A 16,116-nucleotide genomic window follows, 5' to 3' on the forward strand; every position below is an offset into this window, starting at 1 on the left:
AAAAAACTGGGATCGGCACCGCGACACCGACCCCCGTAGTGCTCTAGGTGAAGTAGTTGAAGCCGAAAAAGTTCCAGTAATAATAGAACCAGGCCATCAGCAGGGCAAAAAATGTAATCACACTGTATCGGCTTCTGGCCCACCAGCTCTTGAACAGACCGGCACGCCAGACGGTGACTGCCCGGTACAGATGATAAAAGGCCGCAAGGATGGCAATATTGGCAAGAAAGTTCGCCAGTTCCAGGCTGAATGGAATTTTCCACATTACCGGATTGACTCCGTTCCTGAATGCCCAGGCGACACATGCCAAAAACATGATGTTCAGTCCGGCCACCAAGAAAGACGCCTCCATGGCCCGCCGTTCAGGCGCCTTCATCGCCCTGTATCCGGACCACTGATAGGCCAGCCGCACAAAAACCCCCAGGAATACGATCAAAGACGCACCAACTGCCAGATTAATGAAAGACCTCGTTTCATAAAATCCAGCACGGTACATGTGCTTCACCGCGAGCCCATCATAGACAAAGTGGGTGATATTGCCCTCCTCATCTTCCTGGAAGGCAACACGGCTATAGTCATCCACCATACGAAACAGGTTCTTTTCCATTTCCACATAACGATCAGGGCCGATCATCAGGGTATTATCCGGCAGGACCTGGACCTTGACGCTGTTCAAACCACGCAGCAGCGCTTCCGGTTTGGTAAAAGAACTGCGAGAGCTGTTATAAGTGCCGGCATATTTCTGACCGCGTTCAAAAAAGTCCTTTGGCGGTTCGATAAAGGGGACCTCACGGGGGTAAAACTCGTCATAGAATTTTTTCACATATGCCCTGTGGGTCGCAAGCGCACCCGGACCGCTGAAGGAAGAAAACAGCATGAGGTTTTCCTTCTGGGACAATCCGAAATGGGAAATGAAAAAAGTGGTGCCGCCATCATGACCGTAGTTTTTCACGTCCTCGGAACCATATTGGCGTTTCAGGAATCCTAGCCCGATACCGCGGACACGCTCATCATGGGTGAAACCTTCGTCAAGGATCTGCTTCAGGGTTTCTTCCTTCAGAATACGGCCGCCGTTATAAGACCCGCCCCCCAGCAAGGCCCGGGCAAATTTGGTCATATCCAGGGCCGTGGTTGATGAACCGCCGGCGGGGCCATAACTGGCAAGAATTTCAGATGCCTGTTCCACATAACGGTCTTCCTTGGGGTTATAATCATAACCCTTGGCTTCATACGGCATATATTTTTCCGGCAGAGGCTCCACAAAGGTAGTACGGGTCATGCCCAGCACATCGAAAATATGCTCCTGGACATAGTCATTGAAAGGCTGGCCGGAAACATTCTGAACAATCAGACCGGCAAGCACAGTGGCCCAGTTTGAATAAGCCAGGTGTTTGCCCGGAGGGTACACACGCTCCGGCTGGTATTTTGCGAGGGATTCAGCAATCGGGAGAATGCGTTCCGGATCATTGATGATCAGATATCCCAGGAAACCGTCCTCAAAGCCGGCCGTATGGGTCATGATATGACGCATGGTCACCGGCTGACCGGGCCAGCTGTCCTTGACCTTGAATGTTTTCAGGTAGGTATTCACATCGACATCCAGGTCGATTTTACCCTGCTCCACAAGCTGCATGACGGAAACCCAAGTGAAAAGCTTGGATATGGAGCCGGGCCGGAACATACTGGTTTCCGGGTCAACGGGGATACGTTTTTCCACATCGATATAACCGTAGCCCTTGGCAAAGATTACTTTCCCGTCCTTCATGACAGCAACCACACCGGACGGTGAATGGTTGGTTTCCATTGTGGGAATGATCACCCCGTCGGAGAAGGCCTCGACAACCTGGGGATCTGTTACATCCAATCCTTCAGCGGCCTGAAGGGCGACAGATCCAGCCAGCCAGGTTATCAAGATAAGAAAAGCCTGCCAGGCTGCCCCTGCTCGTTTAAAGATATTATTCATGATTTTTCCCTTTATTTGGCATTAATACCAATGCCTTATGACTTCCAGATATCGCCAAGAGCACGTTTAAAGTTGTTACCCAACACCAGGCTGATATGCTCATCGCTGTACCCGCGCCGGATCAGTCCCTCGGTAAGGTCAAAAATCCGTTTCGGGTGATCAAAACCATCCGTATCCATTTTGTCCCTGAAGGCATAACTTGCCTTATACTGGCCCTTGAGCGCACTGTAGGCGGGTTCCGGAATGTCGTCGTAACCGTCCATATCCATATCGGAACCGACCCCCACATGTTCGATCCCGGTAAGCTTCGCCACATAATCGATGTGATCGATGATATTTTCGACGGTTGTAGGCTCCTTGGTACTGACAAAATTTCGTACTCCGGTAATGCCCATCACACTTCCGGACCTGGCCATCGCCTTGATTGCCTCGTCGGTTTTGCACCGTATATGCCCACCCGCCAGCTCTCGCACATTGGAGTGAGTGACCAGGACCGGCTTTTTCGAAAGTTCAAAGGCGTCAAGTGTTGTCCTGTCACCGCAATGGGACACATCGACAGCCATGCCCACTTCATTCATTCGCTCAACGATGCTTACGCCAAAGTCACTCAGACCGCCGTCGCTGCGGTCAGTGGACCCGGTGCCGATCAGGTTGCGGCTGTTATATGTCAACTGGCTGATCCGTTGTCCCAGGGTATAGAAAAGATTCACGTCATCCGGTTCACGGAAATGATCTGAATTCTGGATACCAACGATGAAACCGATCCGTTCCCCCTTCTTCAGATCCTTCAGGTCGGACAGGGAATCCACCCTGCGCAGGACATCGGGATATTCGGCAACCAGGGCGTTTAAGCGGCCGACAAAAGCGGCAGCATGATCAGCGGCCAGGCCGACCGCCGGGTGAAAGACATCAACCCCGGACGCCAGAAGAGTTTCAATATGTTCCTTGGGGACTTCAAAACCATCTTCCTTTTTGGGGTTTTTAACATAAGTCACAGACATCATCTTGCTGAACGGCGCCATAATGGACAGCATGTCGAAGACCTGGTTCTGGTTGACCAGATCAATCGCCCGGGCGCTGTACTTTGTTTCACTGGCAGCAAATACCCGATAGGCTCCCATATTGATCATGGGAAAGGCTATAGCTGCAGATACCGTCGTACGCAAAAAGGAACGTCGTTTAACAGGTGTATTCATTTTCATAACATCATCCTTGTTCATTTCAGTCGTTCATTCTCGGTCCTGAAACCCCTAAACCCCTATTTGATTTTCGCAGACCTTTTTCATTACCCCGCAAGAGAGCTTTGTAATTGCCCCGGCCTAGCCCCAGAGCGCCGCGGATGGAATATCCACACGCCCGCCCTTGTTATAGTGCAGCCCCTCCTGAATATCCTTTTCCAGGAAGAGCGGACCATCGATGTCAACAAACCTGCAGAACTGGCCGATCACATATGCCGGCGCCATGGACAGGGAACTGCCCACCATATTTCCGACCATCAGTCCTTTGCTGTCCTTCAAAGCCTGCCATGCGATTTCAAGCCCTTCAGTCAAGCCGCCGCATTTATCCAGTTTGATGTTAATGACGTCATAGCGGTTTTTGACCGTCTCATATTCCTTGAACGACAGACAGGCTTCATCAGCTCCGAGAGGAACTTCGGAGACATATCCTTCAAGTTCATCATCCCCACCGCGCGGGAGCGGCTGCTCAATCATGTCGATACCCAGCCGCTTTGCATATGGCGTGTATTCCTTGAGCTCTTCAAAGCTCCACCCCTGATTCACATCAACAATCAGGGCCGCATCGGGACGCGCTGCCCGGATTACCTCAAGCCGCGCGATAGGATCGTCGCCGCTCAACTTGATTTTGAGGTTGGGGTAAGCTGACAGTTTTTTGGCGGCCTCCCCCATTCTTTCCGGCGTGTCGATGCCAAGGGTACATACGGTGGTCAGGGTCCGCGGTGTCATGGCCAGCAACTGCCATATGCTTTTGCCACTATTTTTGGCGGCCAGGTCCCACATGGCACAATCCAGGGCATTGCGCGCACCGCCGGGAGGCAACAGGTTATGGATGCGCTCCCGGCTCACACCAGCTTCCACCTCCGCCATAACTGACTCAAGCTGGGACAGCATGCCGTCCGCCGTATCGCCTGTATAATAGATACCAACCCCTTCCCCGCGGCCGACAACACCGTCTTGCTCCAGCCTGACCTGGACAGTATCGATCCCCGTAAACACATACCCTGTGATGGCAAAAGGCTCTTTAAGGGGAAAAGTAGTTTTTTCAAAATTCAGTTTCATTACGTAACTCTTGTCTAGTTGTTGTTTTCAATGGCAGGAAATTCAGCCAAGAGACGTTCAATAATCGGAGCAACTCCGTCCATGTGTGGGTCCACACAAGGCAGACCAGTCCGGGCTGTTGTCTCTTCGCGCACGACCTTTCTTTGTTCACCGGATAATTTGCTGCAAAACAGGCTGACGCCGACACAGCGTATGGCCGGATTGGTAAGTGAACCTATTGCGATTGTCCGCTCGATGACTTCCTCCACTGAAGGAGTTTGATAGTCCGGCCAGCCGGTAATGGTTTCCCGACCCGGTTCGTGGCACACAACAAAAGCGTCAGGCTGGGAGCCGAGCAAAAGACCATGTGTCACTGCAGCGTATCCCGGATGGAAAATTCCGCCCTGACCTTCGATCACATCCCAGTGGCCGGATTGGTTGTCAGGAGACAGGAGTTCAGCGGCACCGGAAAGGAAATCAGCCACCACTGAATCGATGGGAATTCCCTGCCCTGCGATCATAATTCCGGTCTGGCCGCTGGCCCGGAAATCTACACTCATGCCCTGCTCGCGCAGAGCCCGTTCCAACGCCAAAGCAGTAAATTTCTTGCCAATGCTGCAATCCGTACCGACCGTGAGAAGCCTGAGACCGCTTCTTTTCCGTCCGGTGCCGACGGGAACGGAAGCTGGCGGGGTCCGGACGTCAACAAGCCGGGAACCGGATTTTTCGGCCGCCTCCCTCAGGAAGTCGAAATCGGCAAGCCTGGTATGGACCCCGGCCACAATATCCATTCCAAGTCGAACAGCTTCAAGAAGTGTAAGATGCCATTCCTTGGGAATGGCTCCGCCGACTGCAGCCGTACCAATCACAAGGGATTTTATGCCGGCCTTCGCCGCTTCAGCGGGTGTCATATCCGGTAACCCTAGGTCGACAGCATTCTTGCACAGACGCAATTGGCCTCGGCAAAGTTCTGGCCGCCATTCAATAAGACCACGTCCGGTTTTAGCCATCACCGGATTGGCTTCCTCCCCTACAAACACAAGATAGGGGGGTCTGATTTCTATTTGTTTCAACTTCTGCATGTTCTTACCTGGCTGCATTTTTGTGACGCGAACTTATTTTTTCGAAGAAATGACGGTTCCCCGGAAGAACATGAACTTTTCATTCCGGGGAACCGTATGGGGAGCCTAAAAGTCCACCTTGGCGCTCACACCAACGGTCCGGGGGCGCTCAAAGATTCCGCCGGGGATAACAGTACCGGAAATAATATTGTCACCGCGGGCCACCAAGGCGCGTTTGTCGAACAGGTTGGTGACGTAGAAGTTCAAGGTCACTTCCTCGTTTCCGGCGGTCAAATTCAAATCAGTGATGACCCTACTGTCGACTTTCACCGGCGCTACCCCAATGGAGTTGGTGTAGGACGACATGAAACTGCCGGTATAGCGTACGCCACCGCCAAGGCTTGCAAACCAATCCTGAGCCAGATCAAAGTGGTACGCCCACTGAACGGAGCCGGACCATTTCGGCAGTTTGGGGATTTGCTCACCCTTTACACCGCCAAAACCGGGCTCATCGGAGTTGAGCTTGCTTCTGGAATAAGCGAGGTTGGCCGTCAGACTGAACTCATCAATCGGAGTAACCGAGGCGGACAGCTCAAAACCGTGCGCACTAATGCCATCCGTGGCATTTCCCGCGGTTTTCACACCATCAACAATGAGAGGAGCCTGAAAGTTCGACCAGTCAATCATCCAGAGCGCAAAATCATATTTCAGCGTACCGTCTGATGACTTGCCCTTGGCGCCGATCTCATAACTCCAGGCATTGTCTGCCGCCAATACTTCCGGTGTATTTGCCCCCACGACCGGGATATTGCTTTGTGCCGGGCGGTACCCGCTGGCAATCCTGCTATAAAGGGACAGGTTATCTGACGGACGATAGCGTGCAGAGAACAAATAGGTATCCACCGTATCCTTCACTGTTGGAGTCGTGGTGCTTGCCGTACCGATGAACAAACCCGAAGTTTCAAAGTTCAGGAAGATATCGTTTTTGCTGATGCGGCCACCGGCCGTCACATCGAACTTGTCACTGAAGTAATAGGTCACGTCAGCAAACGCCGCATATTCCTTGTAACTGGACGGGAAGTTCGCATACAGCAGATCGAAAGGCGGATTCGAAGTTGCAAGCTGGATGCTGGTAGTATCCTCTTCAGCATAATAAAGGCCGGCGATCCATTCAAAATCACCCATCCGTTCTGAAGTCAGGCGAACCTCCTGAACAAATTTTTCCGAACCGAAGGCAATATTTACTTTCACGTCTGTTGTTGTGCCTGGCGCCTGGCCTGTCAGGAAATCAATGACAGGACCATAAGCGGCGGTCTGATCTGTAATGTCCATCAGATCATATTCAACATAGCTGCTGGTAGAGGTCAGGGTCGCCCAGCCCAGATCATATTCAAGGCTGCCGGAAACAATTTCATAATCAAACGACTGGTCGCCAGGCAGATTGATATTCGCATAGTCCCCGAAAGCACCTGCATCAGATTCCAGATTGGCCAGGAGAACGCCGCTTCCCGCATGGAAATCACCCATCTGTTTGATGTACTTCATGCGCAGCTTGAACCGGTCACTGGGAACAAACAGAACATCCGCCGCATATCCTTTGACTTCACCGCCATCAACATCTTCTTCGATCACGTCACCGGTCGCAGGGTTTACAAAATCCACATAACCCGGCACGTCCTGATAAAAGCCGGACAGGGTAATACCCAGCTTGTCCTTGATCAGCGGAACACTGACACGTCCGTTATAAGTCTGCCCGACTTCGCCGTGCCTTACGGCCGAAATGTCTGCACCGGCAGATACCCGCAGCTCTTCCAGGGCGGGATCGCGGGAGATATAACGCATCATGCCGCCCACTGATGTGGCGCCGTACAAAGTCCCCTGCGGCCCTTTGATTATCTCAAGCCGTTCAATATCGAGCAGCAGGCCATCAAACAAAATAGTGCCACCAGAGGCAAAGTTTGTGTTGGAAGACAGCGGCGTATCATCGACATAGATCCCGAATACCGGCGTAGCTGAGGACTGCGGAATACCACGTGCGGAAATGGAACCATAGCCTACACGCCCTGTTGTCTGGGCAAAGCTGACACCGGGTGTATATTCCAGCACATCGGAAATCTGCTTCAGGCCTTTGAATTTGAAATCATCGGGTGTGACGGCTGAAACCGCTGCCGGCACATCCTGCAAGGTCTGTGCACGACGACTTGCCGTAACAATAATTTCTTCAAACACCATACCGTCATCGGCAGTTTCAGCCCCCTGGGCCTCTGCCAGAACCGGCAACGTCAATACGGACGCAACACCGGCCAGTATTGTTGTTTTATTAAAATATCGCATCACTGATACCTCCACTTTTATTGAAATTTATTTTAACCGCTTTATTTCGATATATAAATTATTAAGACTGCCTTATTATTATTTTTTATTTTTTTTGTAAACCTTATTTTTATATATATCCGCTTTATAATTTACATAACGCAGCCATAAAGGCTTGATAAAAGGCCGTTAAACAGTTAATAATTCAGTAGAAATCGGTGAGAGAAAAAAGGGAAATTATGAACAAGGATCTCAGCAGGAATGCGGAAGGATGGGATGATTCCCATGAAGCCTATCACCAGATTATGGACGCCATAGTCACCCAGAAACTGGCACCAAGTCAGAAAGTTTCAGAAAATATCTTTGCAGACCTATTCGGTATCAGCCGATCGATCTCCCGCAACCTTATTGAGCAACTGACGGCAAAACATTTCCTGATTTCCGTCTCCCCCCGAGTTACCCAAGTGGCACCCCTGACCCTCATGGAAATCAAGCAAAATTTCATGCTGCGTAAAATCCTGCTGCCCGAGGCCTTTGCCCTGGCCGCCCCAAAAGTCGATTTTAACGCCCTTTCCCGTCTTGCCGAGGATATCGAAGAAATGCTCCCGATCGAGGATGATGAAATCGCTCTCAAGGTGCTTAAAGCCAACAAACGGCTCAATCTTCTGGCTGTGGAAAAGACCGGGTATCCCCTGATGAGTGACTGGATAGAACAGCTCGAGGATACCGCCATGCGCATCTACTGGCTTTATATCAAGATCAACAAGTCTTTTTTCTATTCTCAGGAACAGATGGAAATGACCATTTCGATCATGAAAAATGACGAGCCGGGCCGCACCCGCCAGATGATGCATGATATTCTGACCCAGACAGAGGACCGGATCCTGAACAGCATCTTTTCCCAGGAACAGTTTTATTCCCAAGATCTTAAAATCTGAGACGGCAACGAATTGCCGTCCCTGATTTTTTTCACTACTTCATATTATATTTATGGAGTGTTGCGGACAGGTTGACCTGGCAGAACTGAGGTATCCAGTTTGCCCTGCTCTACAAGAACGACACCATTCACGATTACATAATCGAAACCGGTTGATGGCCGGGCCGGATGCTTATAGGTGGCGTTGTCGGTAACCGTTTCGGGATCGAAGATCACGACATCCGCATCGGCTCCCGGCTGCAGGCGGCCCTTTTTCTTCATCTGGGGGATCTCGTCCTCCAGTATTCTCGCCGGTCCGTAACTGACCCGTTCAATCGCCTCAAGCAATGTCACGGCTTTTTTCTCCCGCAGATACTGTCGCAGGAACCTTGAATAGGTTCCGGCACTACGCGGATGACTCCAGGCATTCTCCGGTAGCGGCCATGTATCCTGCGGCAATTCCTTGCCATCCAGGTACCAAGCTACCGCATCAGACGCTATGACACCTCCGGGAAACAAAACAGATTTATCCAGAAACGCCCGCTGCACAGGGTCACTTTCCTCAAGGAAATGGATGACTGTCGGGGTGAGTGGCTCTTGCTTCTGCAGCCGGGCGAATTCTTCCTCGCTTAACCTCTCGCCGTTGACATCAAAGTTATGTGCAGCCAGGCCGCCAGTACGCTCATGCCAATGCTCTCCTCTAAACATAGCGGCGCCGATCAATGTGGAACCTGCTCCGTAGGGATAGGCTTCGGTTGTGATGTTGAGACCCTTCTCCTGTGCCCCCCTGATCATGGCACCAATATCATCAATGTCACGCAAGCTGATGGAATTAAGGTGAACAATGTGGGTATGCGCACCTGTACCGGCGGCCGCAGATATGATTTCTGCCATACCTTCAAAGGAGCTCTGCGGTTCGATCATGGAGAGATAACGGGCATGGGTAAAGGTAGGCAGGTTATATTCTGCCGCCAGTTCGGTGACGATATAATATTCCTTGAAACCGCTTTTGGGTGCATATCCGGTAAGGAAGCCAATACCGATACCGCCTTCATCCATGCCTCGCCGGATCAGCTGTGAAATTTTTTCAAGTTCCTCTTTCGTAGCCAGATGGGATTGCCAGTTGGGTTTGGAAAAACTCTCTGTAACCCAATTCTGGTCAGCCTGCGGCGTGAGGTTCAACAGAACCGCCATGCGCGCAGCTGCCCAGTTGACAGAGGCGCCATAGTTGATGGGCCGGCCTTCCTTGGCCAGTTGATCATAAAAAGCGCCAACCGGCAGAACCCCCTTTTCCAGCTCAAGGGCAGTCGTAACTCCGTCCAGCGCCTGGATTCGACCCGCGAGTATGCTCTGGCCATGAGCGTGAAAGTCGATGAAGCCAGGACTGACCACCCGCTCGCTGGCGTCGATCACCTTTTTGGCGTTAATCTTCTTTTTGGTAACCGCGACGATCCGGTTCCCCCTGATGCCCACGTTCCGGACTGCATCCAGCCCGGAGGCAGGATCAACTACCCGGCCGCCAATAATGGCAATGTCGTACTCCTGCCCCGCCGTCGCGGAAAGCGTGTTACCCCCCACCAGGAGAACAGCATATAAAACTAAGTGGTAAATTCGTTTCATTGTAAAGGTCCTTTCCGCCCATTCATAACAGCCTCAGGATCGCGCAGGCGCAATATACCCTGCAACGAACTTCCTCGTGGATTGAAATGTACTTGACGCATGTTTAATTCGGAAATATATTCTTATAATAATATTTTTTACGTTTTGAATATATATATCCCTAAATTAATATTTGCAAGACACTTCTGGATAGGCCCAAAATGAAAGTCGTCATAATTGGCGCCGGTTTACAAGGCGTGACCACCGCATATTTTCTGTCCAAAGCCGGACATGATGTCACAGTGCTCGAACGTCGGGAAACGTCTGGGCAGGAAACCAGCTTCGCGAACGGGGGAATTTTGACGCCCAGCATGTCCGATCCCTGGAATGCACCGGGCTGTTGGAAAGAAATGCTAACGACCATCGGACAGGAGGATAGCCCCCTGTTGATCCGCCCGAAGGCCCTGCCCGGCATGATCGGCTGGGGGATGAAGTTTCTGGCCAACTCCAATCCGAAAACTTATCTGAACACTACGTTCAATAACTTCATTCTGGCCCAATACTCCGTTCAAATAATGCACTCGATCAGAGCAGAGACGGGTATCCAATATGATTCTTCCACCCGAGGGACTCTCAAGCTCTACTCGGACCCCGAGCTCATGACAAGAAAGAGCGTGCTTCTGGAACAGGTTTCAGAGCGGGGACTTCGTTTCCAAAAGCTGTCCAGAGAGCAAGTCATCAGCCGGGAACCGGCGCTGGCAATCGGTGCAGGCAGACTGGCCGGTGGATTTTTCTTTCCCGACGATGAAAGTGGCGATGCCTTCATGTTCTGCCAGGCGCTGATGGAGGAAACCCGGCGTCTGGGCGTCAAATATATCTTCAACTGCACGGTTAACTCTCTGGTGACGTCAAACCACCAACTCCTGAAAGTGATAACAAACAAGGAAGACCACACTCCGGACGGCGTCATCCTGGCTACCGGAACCTTTGGTGGACAGCTCGCCCGACAGCTTGGAACCAGGCTCCCCATACAACCGGTTAAAGGGTATTCCCTGACTCTGCCCGTCGAAGGCAAGAACATCGTTCCGAAGCTGCCGGTTGTAGATGACGGCCTGCACGCTGCGATTACCCCCCTGGGCGACAGGATTCGCGTTGCCGGCACCGCAGAATTCGCCGGATTTGATCAAACGCTGTCCAACGCGAGGATCGAGAATTTAAGAGACATTTTAGCCACTGTTTATCCCCACCTCGACGACCGCGTACATCGTGATAAGGGAGAAGCCTGGTGCGGCTTCCGGCCAATGTCTGCAGATGGCCTACCCCTGATCGGAAAGCTCGGGTCCATGGAAAATGTCTACATCAATGCAGGCCACGGCCCATTGGGATGGACTATGGCTGCCGGAAGCGCCCGGCTGCTGTCGGACATGATCACTGGCCGGGAAACAGAGATCGATCTTTCCCCCTACTCCCCCGACCGGCACAAAAACAGAAGGAAAATTATATAATGCGCCAGATCTTCTATCAATTTATGCTGCCCGGGCTGGTCTTCCAGTCGGTTGTGATCGGCGGCGGCTACGCCACAGGTCGGGAACTGGTGGAGTTTTTCCTGACCAACGGTCCCCTCGGTGGCTTACTCGGCCTTGTGGTAACAACTGTCTTGTGGAGCCTAATCCTTCTACTCACATTCGAACTGGCACGAATGACCGGAGCTCTGGACTATCGGGCCTTTTTTCGTCACCTTCTCGGTCGTTTCTGGTTCCTGTATGAAATCCCCTTTTTCCTGCTGGCCTTTCTGATCCTGTCGGTGCTGGGATCAGCTGCCGGTAATATCGTGTCTCAAAGCCTCGGCCTCCCGGAACTGTTCGGGATTGTCGGGCTAATGGCGGCAATCGCCTGGCTCTCGTTCCAGAAAAGTACCATTATCGAGAAGCTTATGGCCGGTTGGGCCTTCGTGCTTTACATTGCCTATAGCGTCCTGATCATCTGGGGTGCCACCGCCTTTCACGAGGAGATCTTCGCCAACTTCAGCGCTGCACCGCCACCGGGAAACTGGTTTGAAAACGGTTTTAAATATGCCACCTACAACATCGCCGCCATTCCCGCCGTTTTATTTGCGCTGGGACATCTGGAAAACCGGAAACAGGCGTTCGGAGCCGGGCTCCTCGGTGGACCACTGGCCATACTCCCGGCCGTGTTTCTGTTTATCGTTATGGTGGCTTTTTATCCGGATATCAACTCCACCGCCGTTCCACTGACCCACATTCTGGGCAAACTTGATGTCCCCTGGTTCAGCCTGGTCTTTCAGATCGTTATTTTTGGCACCTTCATCCAAACCGGTACCGCCCTCATTCACATGCTGAATGAGCGCATCGATCACACACTGCAAGAGCAGAACAAAAAAATGCCCCAAAACCTGCGTCCGGTTATCGCTCTTGCAGTCAGTGGCGCAGCGGTCTTCCTGGCCGCAAAGGTAGGTATAATCGATCTGATTGCACAAGGTTATGGCCTTCTGACCTGGGGTTTTCTGGCCGCCTATATAGTTCCGATCATGACGGTCGGCGCTTACAAGATTTTTCTGTTTTCGGAAAACGACTTTCCTGTAACTCAACAATTGGAGAAGATTAAAAATGACGATTGAACGCCTGGGGAATCCGCCTGTCCTGACGGACGGAACCAAAGTCCCCCTGTCCCCTGCTGTTCGTGTGGGAGACTATATCTATCTTTCCGGCGTGTTACCCATGCGGCCGGAAGGGGGATTCTCGGAAGATGATATTGAGGCCCAGACCCGCCAGTGTATCGCGAACATAAAGCAGGTACTGGAAAGTGCCGGCGCTTCCCTGGAGAACGTCTTCAAGACAACGATCTGGCTGGTCCGCAAGGAGGATTTTCCGCGCTTTAACGCCATCTATGCCGAGGCCTTCGGCGCCCATCCACCGGTCAGGTCCACCGTTTGCTCCGAACTTATGGTTCCGGGCGCCCTGGTAGAGATTGAAGCAATCGCCCAAGCATCAGAAAAATAAAAAGAATAATAAAAATCAGTAGGTTTTGCACAATGTGCAAAACCTACTCCGCTGACAGCGTAACCCCAAGCACCCTGGCGGGTTTCTTGCCGACAGCGACCAGCAGATGTCCCATGGCACTGTCAAAATACATGCTGTCGCCCGTATCCAGGACCACCGGCGCATAATGCTCCAGCAAAACCTTGACCGTCCCTTCAAGCACATAAATATAATCTTCGCCGGCATGACGGATCATCTGGCTTTCTGTTTCTTCCCCGTCGCGGATGTTAACGTCCACGATCATGGGGATCATGCCTTTCTTTGAAATCATGTTGCAAAGATAACGGCTGGTGTAGGTATCAGAGGAAACCGTCTCGCCGTCTCCCTTTCGGGTAACGGTCATGCGCGCCATTGGTTGGCTGCTCGTCGCCCCTTCCTTTTCACTCAGGAGATCGCTGATATCAATTTCCAGCCCCCTGCAGATACTGACAACTTTATCAAACCCCGGGGAGATCACGTCGTTTTCAATTTTGGAAAGAGTAGACTGGGCGATTGAAGTCAATTCGCTGAGCCTGGTCAGGTTCATATTTCTGTCTTGGCGGAACTTGCGAATTTTTTCTCCAAGCTTCAGCTTTTTCTTTTCCATATCTGATTGAATCCGTTTGCAGTTCAGGCACTCCCTACCTAGCATAACAGGCTCAGAAATAAAACGGATATTCACAATATGACCAGAAGTTTACAATAGTGATAATCCACATTGAATGACTTCAGACTTTCCGGTCAATTTCTGGAAATATCTGAGAACTTTTTGTTCTGAATAGAATACTTTTTCCATTCCACATGGTCAAAATGCCACCATTCCCAGGGGTAAATTTCAAAATCATTGCTCTCCATGGCCTGGCGCAACAAATCCTTATGCCAACGTTCCAAATCTGTACCACCAATATATTTTGGCGTGGACCGTACCCAAAATTCATCATAGCGGCCCGGCATGGTCACTACCTTACCGGTTTTCAACTCAAATAACGTCAAATCTATAGCCGATCCCCGGTTATGGCGGGAGCCATGTGCTGGATTAGCCACATAGATGTGAGACTCTTCCGGCGTCGCATCCCAAAACATCTTTGTCGCAAACCAGGGCCGATAGCCGTCATGAATCAACAGGCCATACCCTCTCTCTCTGAGCCAGTCATGGGCTTTTTTCAGAGCCATAGCCCCCGGACGCTGGAGAAAAGCGCGCGCTTCATCATAAACCGGAACACCAAGAAAATTATTGCTTCCCGCATACCTGATGTCCAATTTCAGGCGCGGGTCAAGCGAGGAGAGCTCAACGAGTTCTGACGCCCTGAATTTTCTCTCCTCCCGAGGAGGTCGTGCTGCAAGCGCACCTTTTTTCAGGTTATCGCTTACCCTGATACCAGCATGAATATCAGCTTCAATTTCCGCCCCAAAGTCGCGGCGCTCGTAGGTTTTACCTTGGAAGAAGATTCCAATAACCCGACCGGTTTCATTCCGCTCAAAAGACATTTTTTCGCCAGAATAATAACGTCCCTCACCGACGCGCAGTGTCGTTTCATCCAGTTGTTTTAGCGGCAAATAGCGAACCCAATCCAGACGCGCATATGGCTTGCCATCCCATTCATAGATCCGGATATAGTCCTCCGGGCTTCCATATTCACCGACAAGCCCGGCCAAGACGCAAGAGACCGGTTCTGGTTTCTTCCATTCCGAACGTTGATAACTCACCTCGCCCAAACGTACCCAATTACCTTTTGGATCAATAGCTACATCCGCTGAAAAATTGCGAGCATCATCCAGATACCAGTTCCCGACTTTTTGCCGCACTTCAGAAGTCACTGAAGCCGTCTCAAGAAACAATTTCCCCCAAAGAGAGCGTAGTATAAGGCTGTTTCCCCCGTTTTGGTAATAGCCCGCAACACGGGACAGGGTTTTTGCGGCGATCTCTTCCGTTCGAAGGTATCGCGGTAGCGGTTTCCCCTCCTCGGCAGCCGCCAACAACCTCTCTGCATATTTTGCGAGACGCTGACTCACCGGCGTCTTGTGCAGATTGGCCAGAACAGCCACTCCGTTGCCTGCTGGCGCATTCAGATAGATATCCACTGAATGGCCCGCGAGGGATCCGGAATAGGAAACAGGGCCCGGCAGATCTCCCGCATCAGGAAAATGGCAATTCCTGTCTTCCGACGCAAGCGCCTGAAGCAATACTCCGAGATCCCGGGCGGAACTATAGAAAGTCCGGGATGCCTTCTCAGCAGCCATCTTGCGAGACACCACAACGTCCTCATTTTCGTAGGAAGTATAGTGCCCTTCCACAAACCTGTCCGGAAGTTGCCCGGTCACTCTGCCGCTCCCGGACATACCAAGGCATTTGAACAGCCTTTCATGCACAAGTTCCTCAAGAGATTGACCAGTCACCCTCTCGTGTATGCTACCCAGAACAGGAGCTACTGCGGGTGGGATCGGTTTCCCGACAGCATCTCCTGCCAGGTGCTTCGGAAGAAGCCGTAGGGTAACAGGCAGTTGGTTGAGGTTAGAGTCCTTTATTTCCGGGAAATAGTGCGCTACCGAGGCGGCCAGATCCCGTTCCTCCTGCCCGACCATTTGGAGAAACAAAACCTCTGCCAACAAGTCACCGGCTGTCCCAAGGAGAAAAACTTCCTGCCCTGCGGTTTCGCGCTGCCCGTCGGGCCCGGACGATATACTACCCCGCCAGATAACCCTACCGCCGCGAACCAACACCGCAGACAAGTGCGGTATTTTTTTGGCTGCCTGTTCAAATCTTACGGCATCAGCAAATGCTTCAACCAAAGTCTCTTGTGGATAACTTTCAGGCCCGGCACTTGCTTGCCCCATTCCCACAAACGTCATAGCCACGAGACACACCATGACCCTGCTTCGCTGTCTGAACCGCATATAATTTCCCCTTTTTGGTGCCCTTGTTGTTGCGGTGCTGCGACTGTGCACCAAT

General features: G+C 51.7%; 12 protein-coding genes. 4 read left to right on the forward strand and 8 right to left on the reverse strand.

Features of this window, described 5'->3' with window-relative positions:
* Nucleotides 1-43: 43 nt before the first annotated feature.
* From ACORNT_RS00665 to ACORNT_RS00685, 5 genes are all read right to left on the reverse strand, one after another.
* Entirely contained in the window at nucleotides 44-1,963 is a 1,920-nt protein-coding gene (locus tag ACORNT_RS00665) for a serine hydrolase domain-containing protein (RefSeq protein WP_321393922.1), read from the reverse strand.
* A gap of 35 nt (nucleotides 1,964-1,998) precedes the next feature.
* Nucleotides 1,999-3,165, reverse strand: a complete 1,167-nt coding sequence (locus tag ACORNT_RS00670) for a dipeptidase (protein ID WP_321393924.1) — start codon at nucleotides 3,163-3,165, stop codon at nucleotides 1,999-2,001.
* A gap of 117 nt (nucleotides 3,166-3,282) precedes the next feature.
* Nucleotides 3,283-4,260, reverse strand: coding sequence for a dipeptide epimerase (locus ACORNT_RS00675; protein ID WP_321393927.1), 978 nt, complete (start codon nucleotides 4,258-4,260; stop codon nucleotides 3,283-3,285).
* A gap of 14 nt (nucleotides 4,261-4,274) precedes the next feature.
* A complete protein-coding gene (locus tag ACORNT_RS00680) occupies nucleotides 4,275-5,150 on the reverse strand; it encodes a DUF1611 domain-containing protein (RefSeq protein WP_420717509.1) in 876 nt (291 codons plus the stop codon).
* 276 nt (nucleotides 5,151-5,426) lie between these two features.
* Nucleotides 5,427-7,634, reverse strand: coding sequence for a TonB-dependent receptor (locus ACORNT_RS00685; protein ID WP_321393933.1), 2,208 nt, complete (start codon nucleotides 7,632-7,634; stop codon nucleotides 5,427-5,429).
* A gap of 218 nt (nucleotides 7,635-7,852) precedes the next feature.
* Here ACORNT_RS00685 and ACORNT_RS00690 point away from each other — a divergent pair, with 218 nt between their 5' ends.
* Nucleotides 7,853-8,551, forward strand: a complete 699-nt coding sequence (locus tag ACORNT_RS00690) for a GntR family transcriptional regulator (RefSeq protein ID WP_321393936.1) — start codon at nucleotides 7,853-7,855, stop codon at nucleotides 8,549-8,551.
* A 50-nt stretch (nucleotides 8,552-8,601) separates the two neighbouring features.
* Here the strand turns inward: ACORNT_RS00690 and ACORNT_RS00695 are convergent, their stop codons facing one another.
* Nucleotides 8,602-10,149: an amidohydrolase family protein gene (locus tag ACORNT_RS00695; RefSeq protein ID WP_321393939.1), complete on the reverse strand. Its 1,548-nt coding sequence runs from the start codon at nucleotides 10,147-10,149 to the stop codon at nucleotides 8,602-8,604.
* A gap of 200 nt (nucleotides 10,150-10,349) precedes the next feature.
* Between ACORNT_RS00695 and ACORNT_RS00700 the strand changes: the two genes are divergently transcribed.
* From ACORNT_RS00700 to ACORNT_RS00710, 3 genes are read left to right on the forward strand one after another with little or no spacing between them, the layout of a single operon-like run.
* Complete coding sequence (locus ACORNT_RS00700; RefSeq protein WP_321393941.1) at nucleotides 10,350-11,633, forward strand: D-amino acid dehydrogenase; 1,284 nt, start codon at nucleotides 10,350-10,352, stop codon at nucleotides 11,631-11,633.
* Nucleotides 11,633-12,766 (forward strand): hypothetical protein, encoded by a 1,134-nt coding sequence (locus tag ACORNT_RS00705; protein WP_321393945.1) that lies wholly within the window; start codon nucleotides 11,633-11,635, stop codon nucleotides 12,764-12,766. Before ACORNT_RS00700 ends, ACORNT_RS00705 begins: the two co-directional genes overlap by 1 nt.
* Entirely contained in the window at nucleotides 12,756-13,148 is a 393-nt protein-coding gene (locus tag ACORNT_RS00710; protein ID WP_321393948.1) for a RidA family protein, read from the forward strand. The genes ACORNT_RS00705 and ACORNT_RS00710 overlap by 11 nt, the downstream gene beginning before the upstream one ends.
* Nucleotides 13,149-13,191: 43 nt before the next feature.
* Here ACORNT_RS00710 and ACORNT_RS00715 read toward each other — a convergent pair whose 3' ends face one another.
* Both ACORNT_RS00715 and ACORNT_RS00720 read right to left on the reverse strand, forming a co-directional pair.
* Complete coding sequence (locus tag ACORNT_RS00715) at nucleotides 13,192-13,773, reverse strand: XRE family transcriptional regulator (RefSeq protein WP_321393950.1); 582 nt, start codon at nucleotides 13,771-13,773, stop codon at nucleotides 13,192-13,194.
* A 134-nt stretch (nucleotides 13,774-13,907) separates the two neighbouring features.
* Complete coding sequence (locus tag ACORNT_RS00720) at nucleotides 13,908-16,016, reverse strand: M15 family metallopeptidase (protein ID WP_321398044.1); 2,109 nt, start codon at nucleotides 16,014-16,016, stop codon at nucleotides 13,908-13,910.
* Nucleotides 16,017-16,116 lie beyond the last annotated feature (100 nt).

This window comes from Emcibacter sp. (genome assembly GCF_963675455.1).
In the GTDB taxonomy this organism is placed as follows: Bacteria; Pseudomonadota; Alphaproteobacteria; order Sphingomonadales; family Emcibacteraceae; genus Emcibacter.

Excerpts from the sequence above, each read along its gene's own strand:
- ACORNT_RS00665 (WP_321393922.1), bottom strand. The coding sequence starts at position 1,963 with ATGAATAATATCTTTAAACGAGCAGGGGCAGCCTGGCAGGCTTTTCTT.
- ACORNT_RS00670 (WP_321393924.1), bottom strand. The coding sequence starts at position 3,165 with ATGAAAATGAATACACCTGTTAAACGACGTTCCTTTTTGCGTACGACG.
- ACORNT_RS00675 (WP_321393927.1), bottom strand. The coding sequence starts at position 4,260 with ATGAAACTGAATTTTGAAAAAACTACTTTTCCCCTTAAAGAGCCTTTT.
- ACORNT_RS00680 (WP_420717509.1), bottom strand. The coding sequence starts at position 5,150 with ATGACACCCGCTGAAGCGGCGAAGGCCGGCATAAAATCCCTTGTGATT.
- ACORNT_RS00685 (WP_321393933.1), bottom strand. The coding sequence starts at position 7,634 with ATGCGATATTTTAATAAAACAACAATACTGGCCGGTGTTGCGTCCGTA.
- ACORNT_RS00690 (WP_321393936.1), top strand. The coding sequence starts at position 7,853 with ATGAACAAGGATCTCAGCAGGAATGCGGAAGGATGGGATGATTCCCAT.
- ACORNT_RS00695 (WP_321393939.1), bottom strand. The coding sequence starts at position 10,149 with ATGAAACGAATTTACCACTTAGTTTTATATGCTGTTCTCCTGGTGGGG.
- ACORNT_RS00700 (WP_321393941.1), top strand. The coding sequence starts at position 10,350 with ATGAAAGTCGTCATAATTGGCGCCGGTTTACAAGGCGTGACCACCGCA.
- ACORNT_RS00705 (WP_321393945.1), top strand. The coding sequence starts at position 11,633 with ATGCGCCAGATCTTCTATCAATTTATGCTGCCCGGGCTGGTCTTCCAG.
- ACORNT_RS00710 (WP_321393948.1), top strand. The coding sequence starts at position 12,756 with ATGACGATTGAACGCCTGGGGAATCCGCCTGTCCTGACGGACGGAACC.
- ACORNT_RS00715 (WP_321393950.1), bottom strand. The coding sequence starts at position 13,773 with ATGGAAAAGAAAAAGCTGAAGCTTGGAGAAAAAATTCGCAAGTTCCGC.
- ACORNT_RS00720 (WP_321398044.1), bottom strand. The coding sequence starts at position 16,016 with ATGACGTTTGTGGGAATGGGGCAAGCAAGTGCCGGGCCTGAAAGTTAT.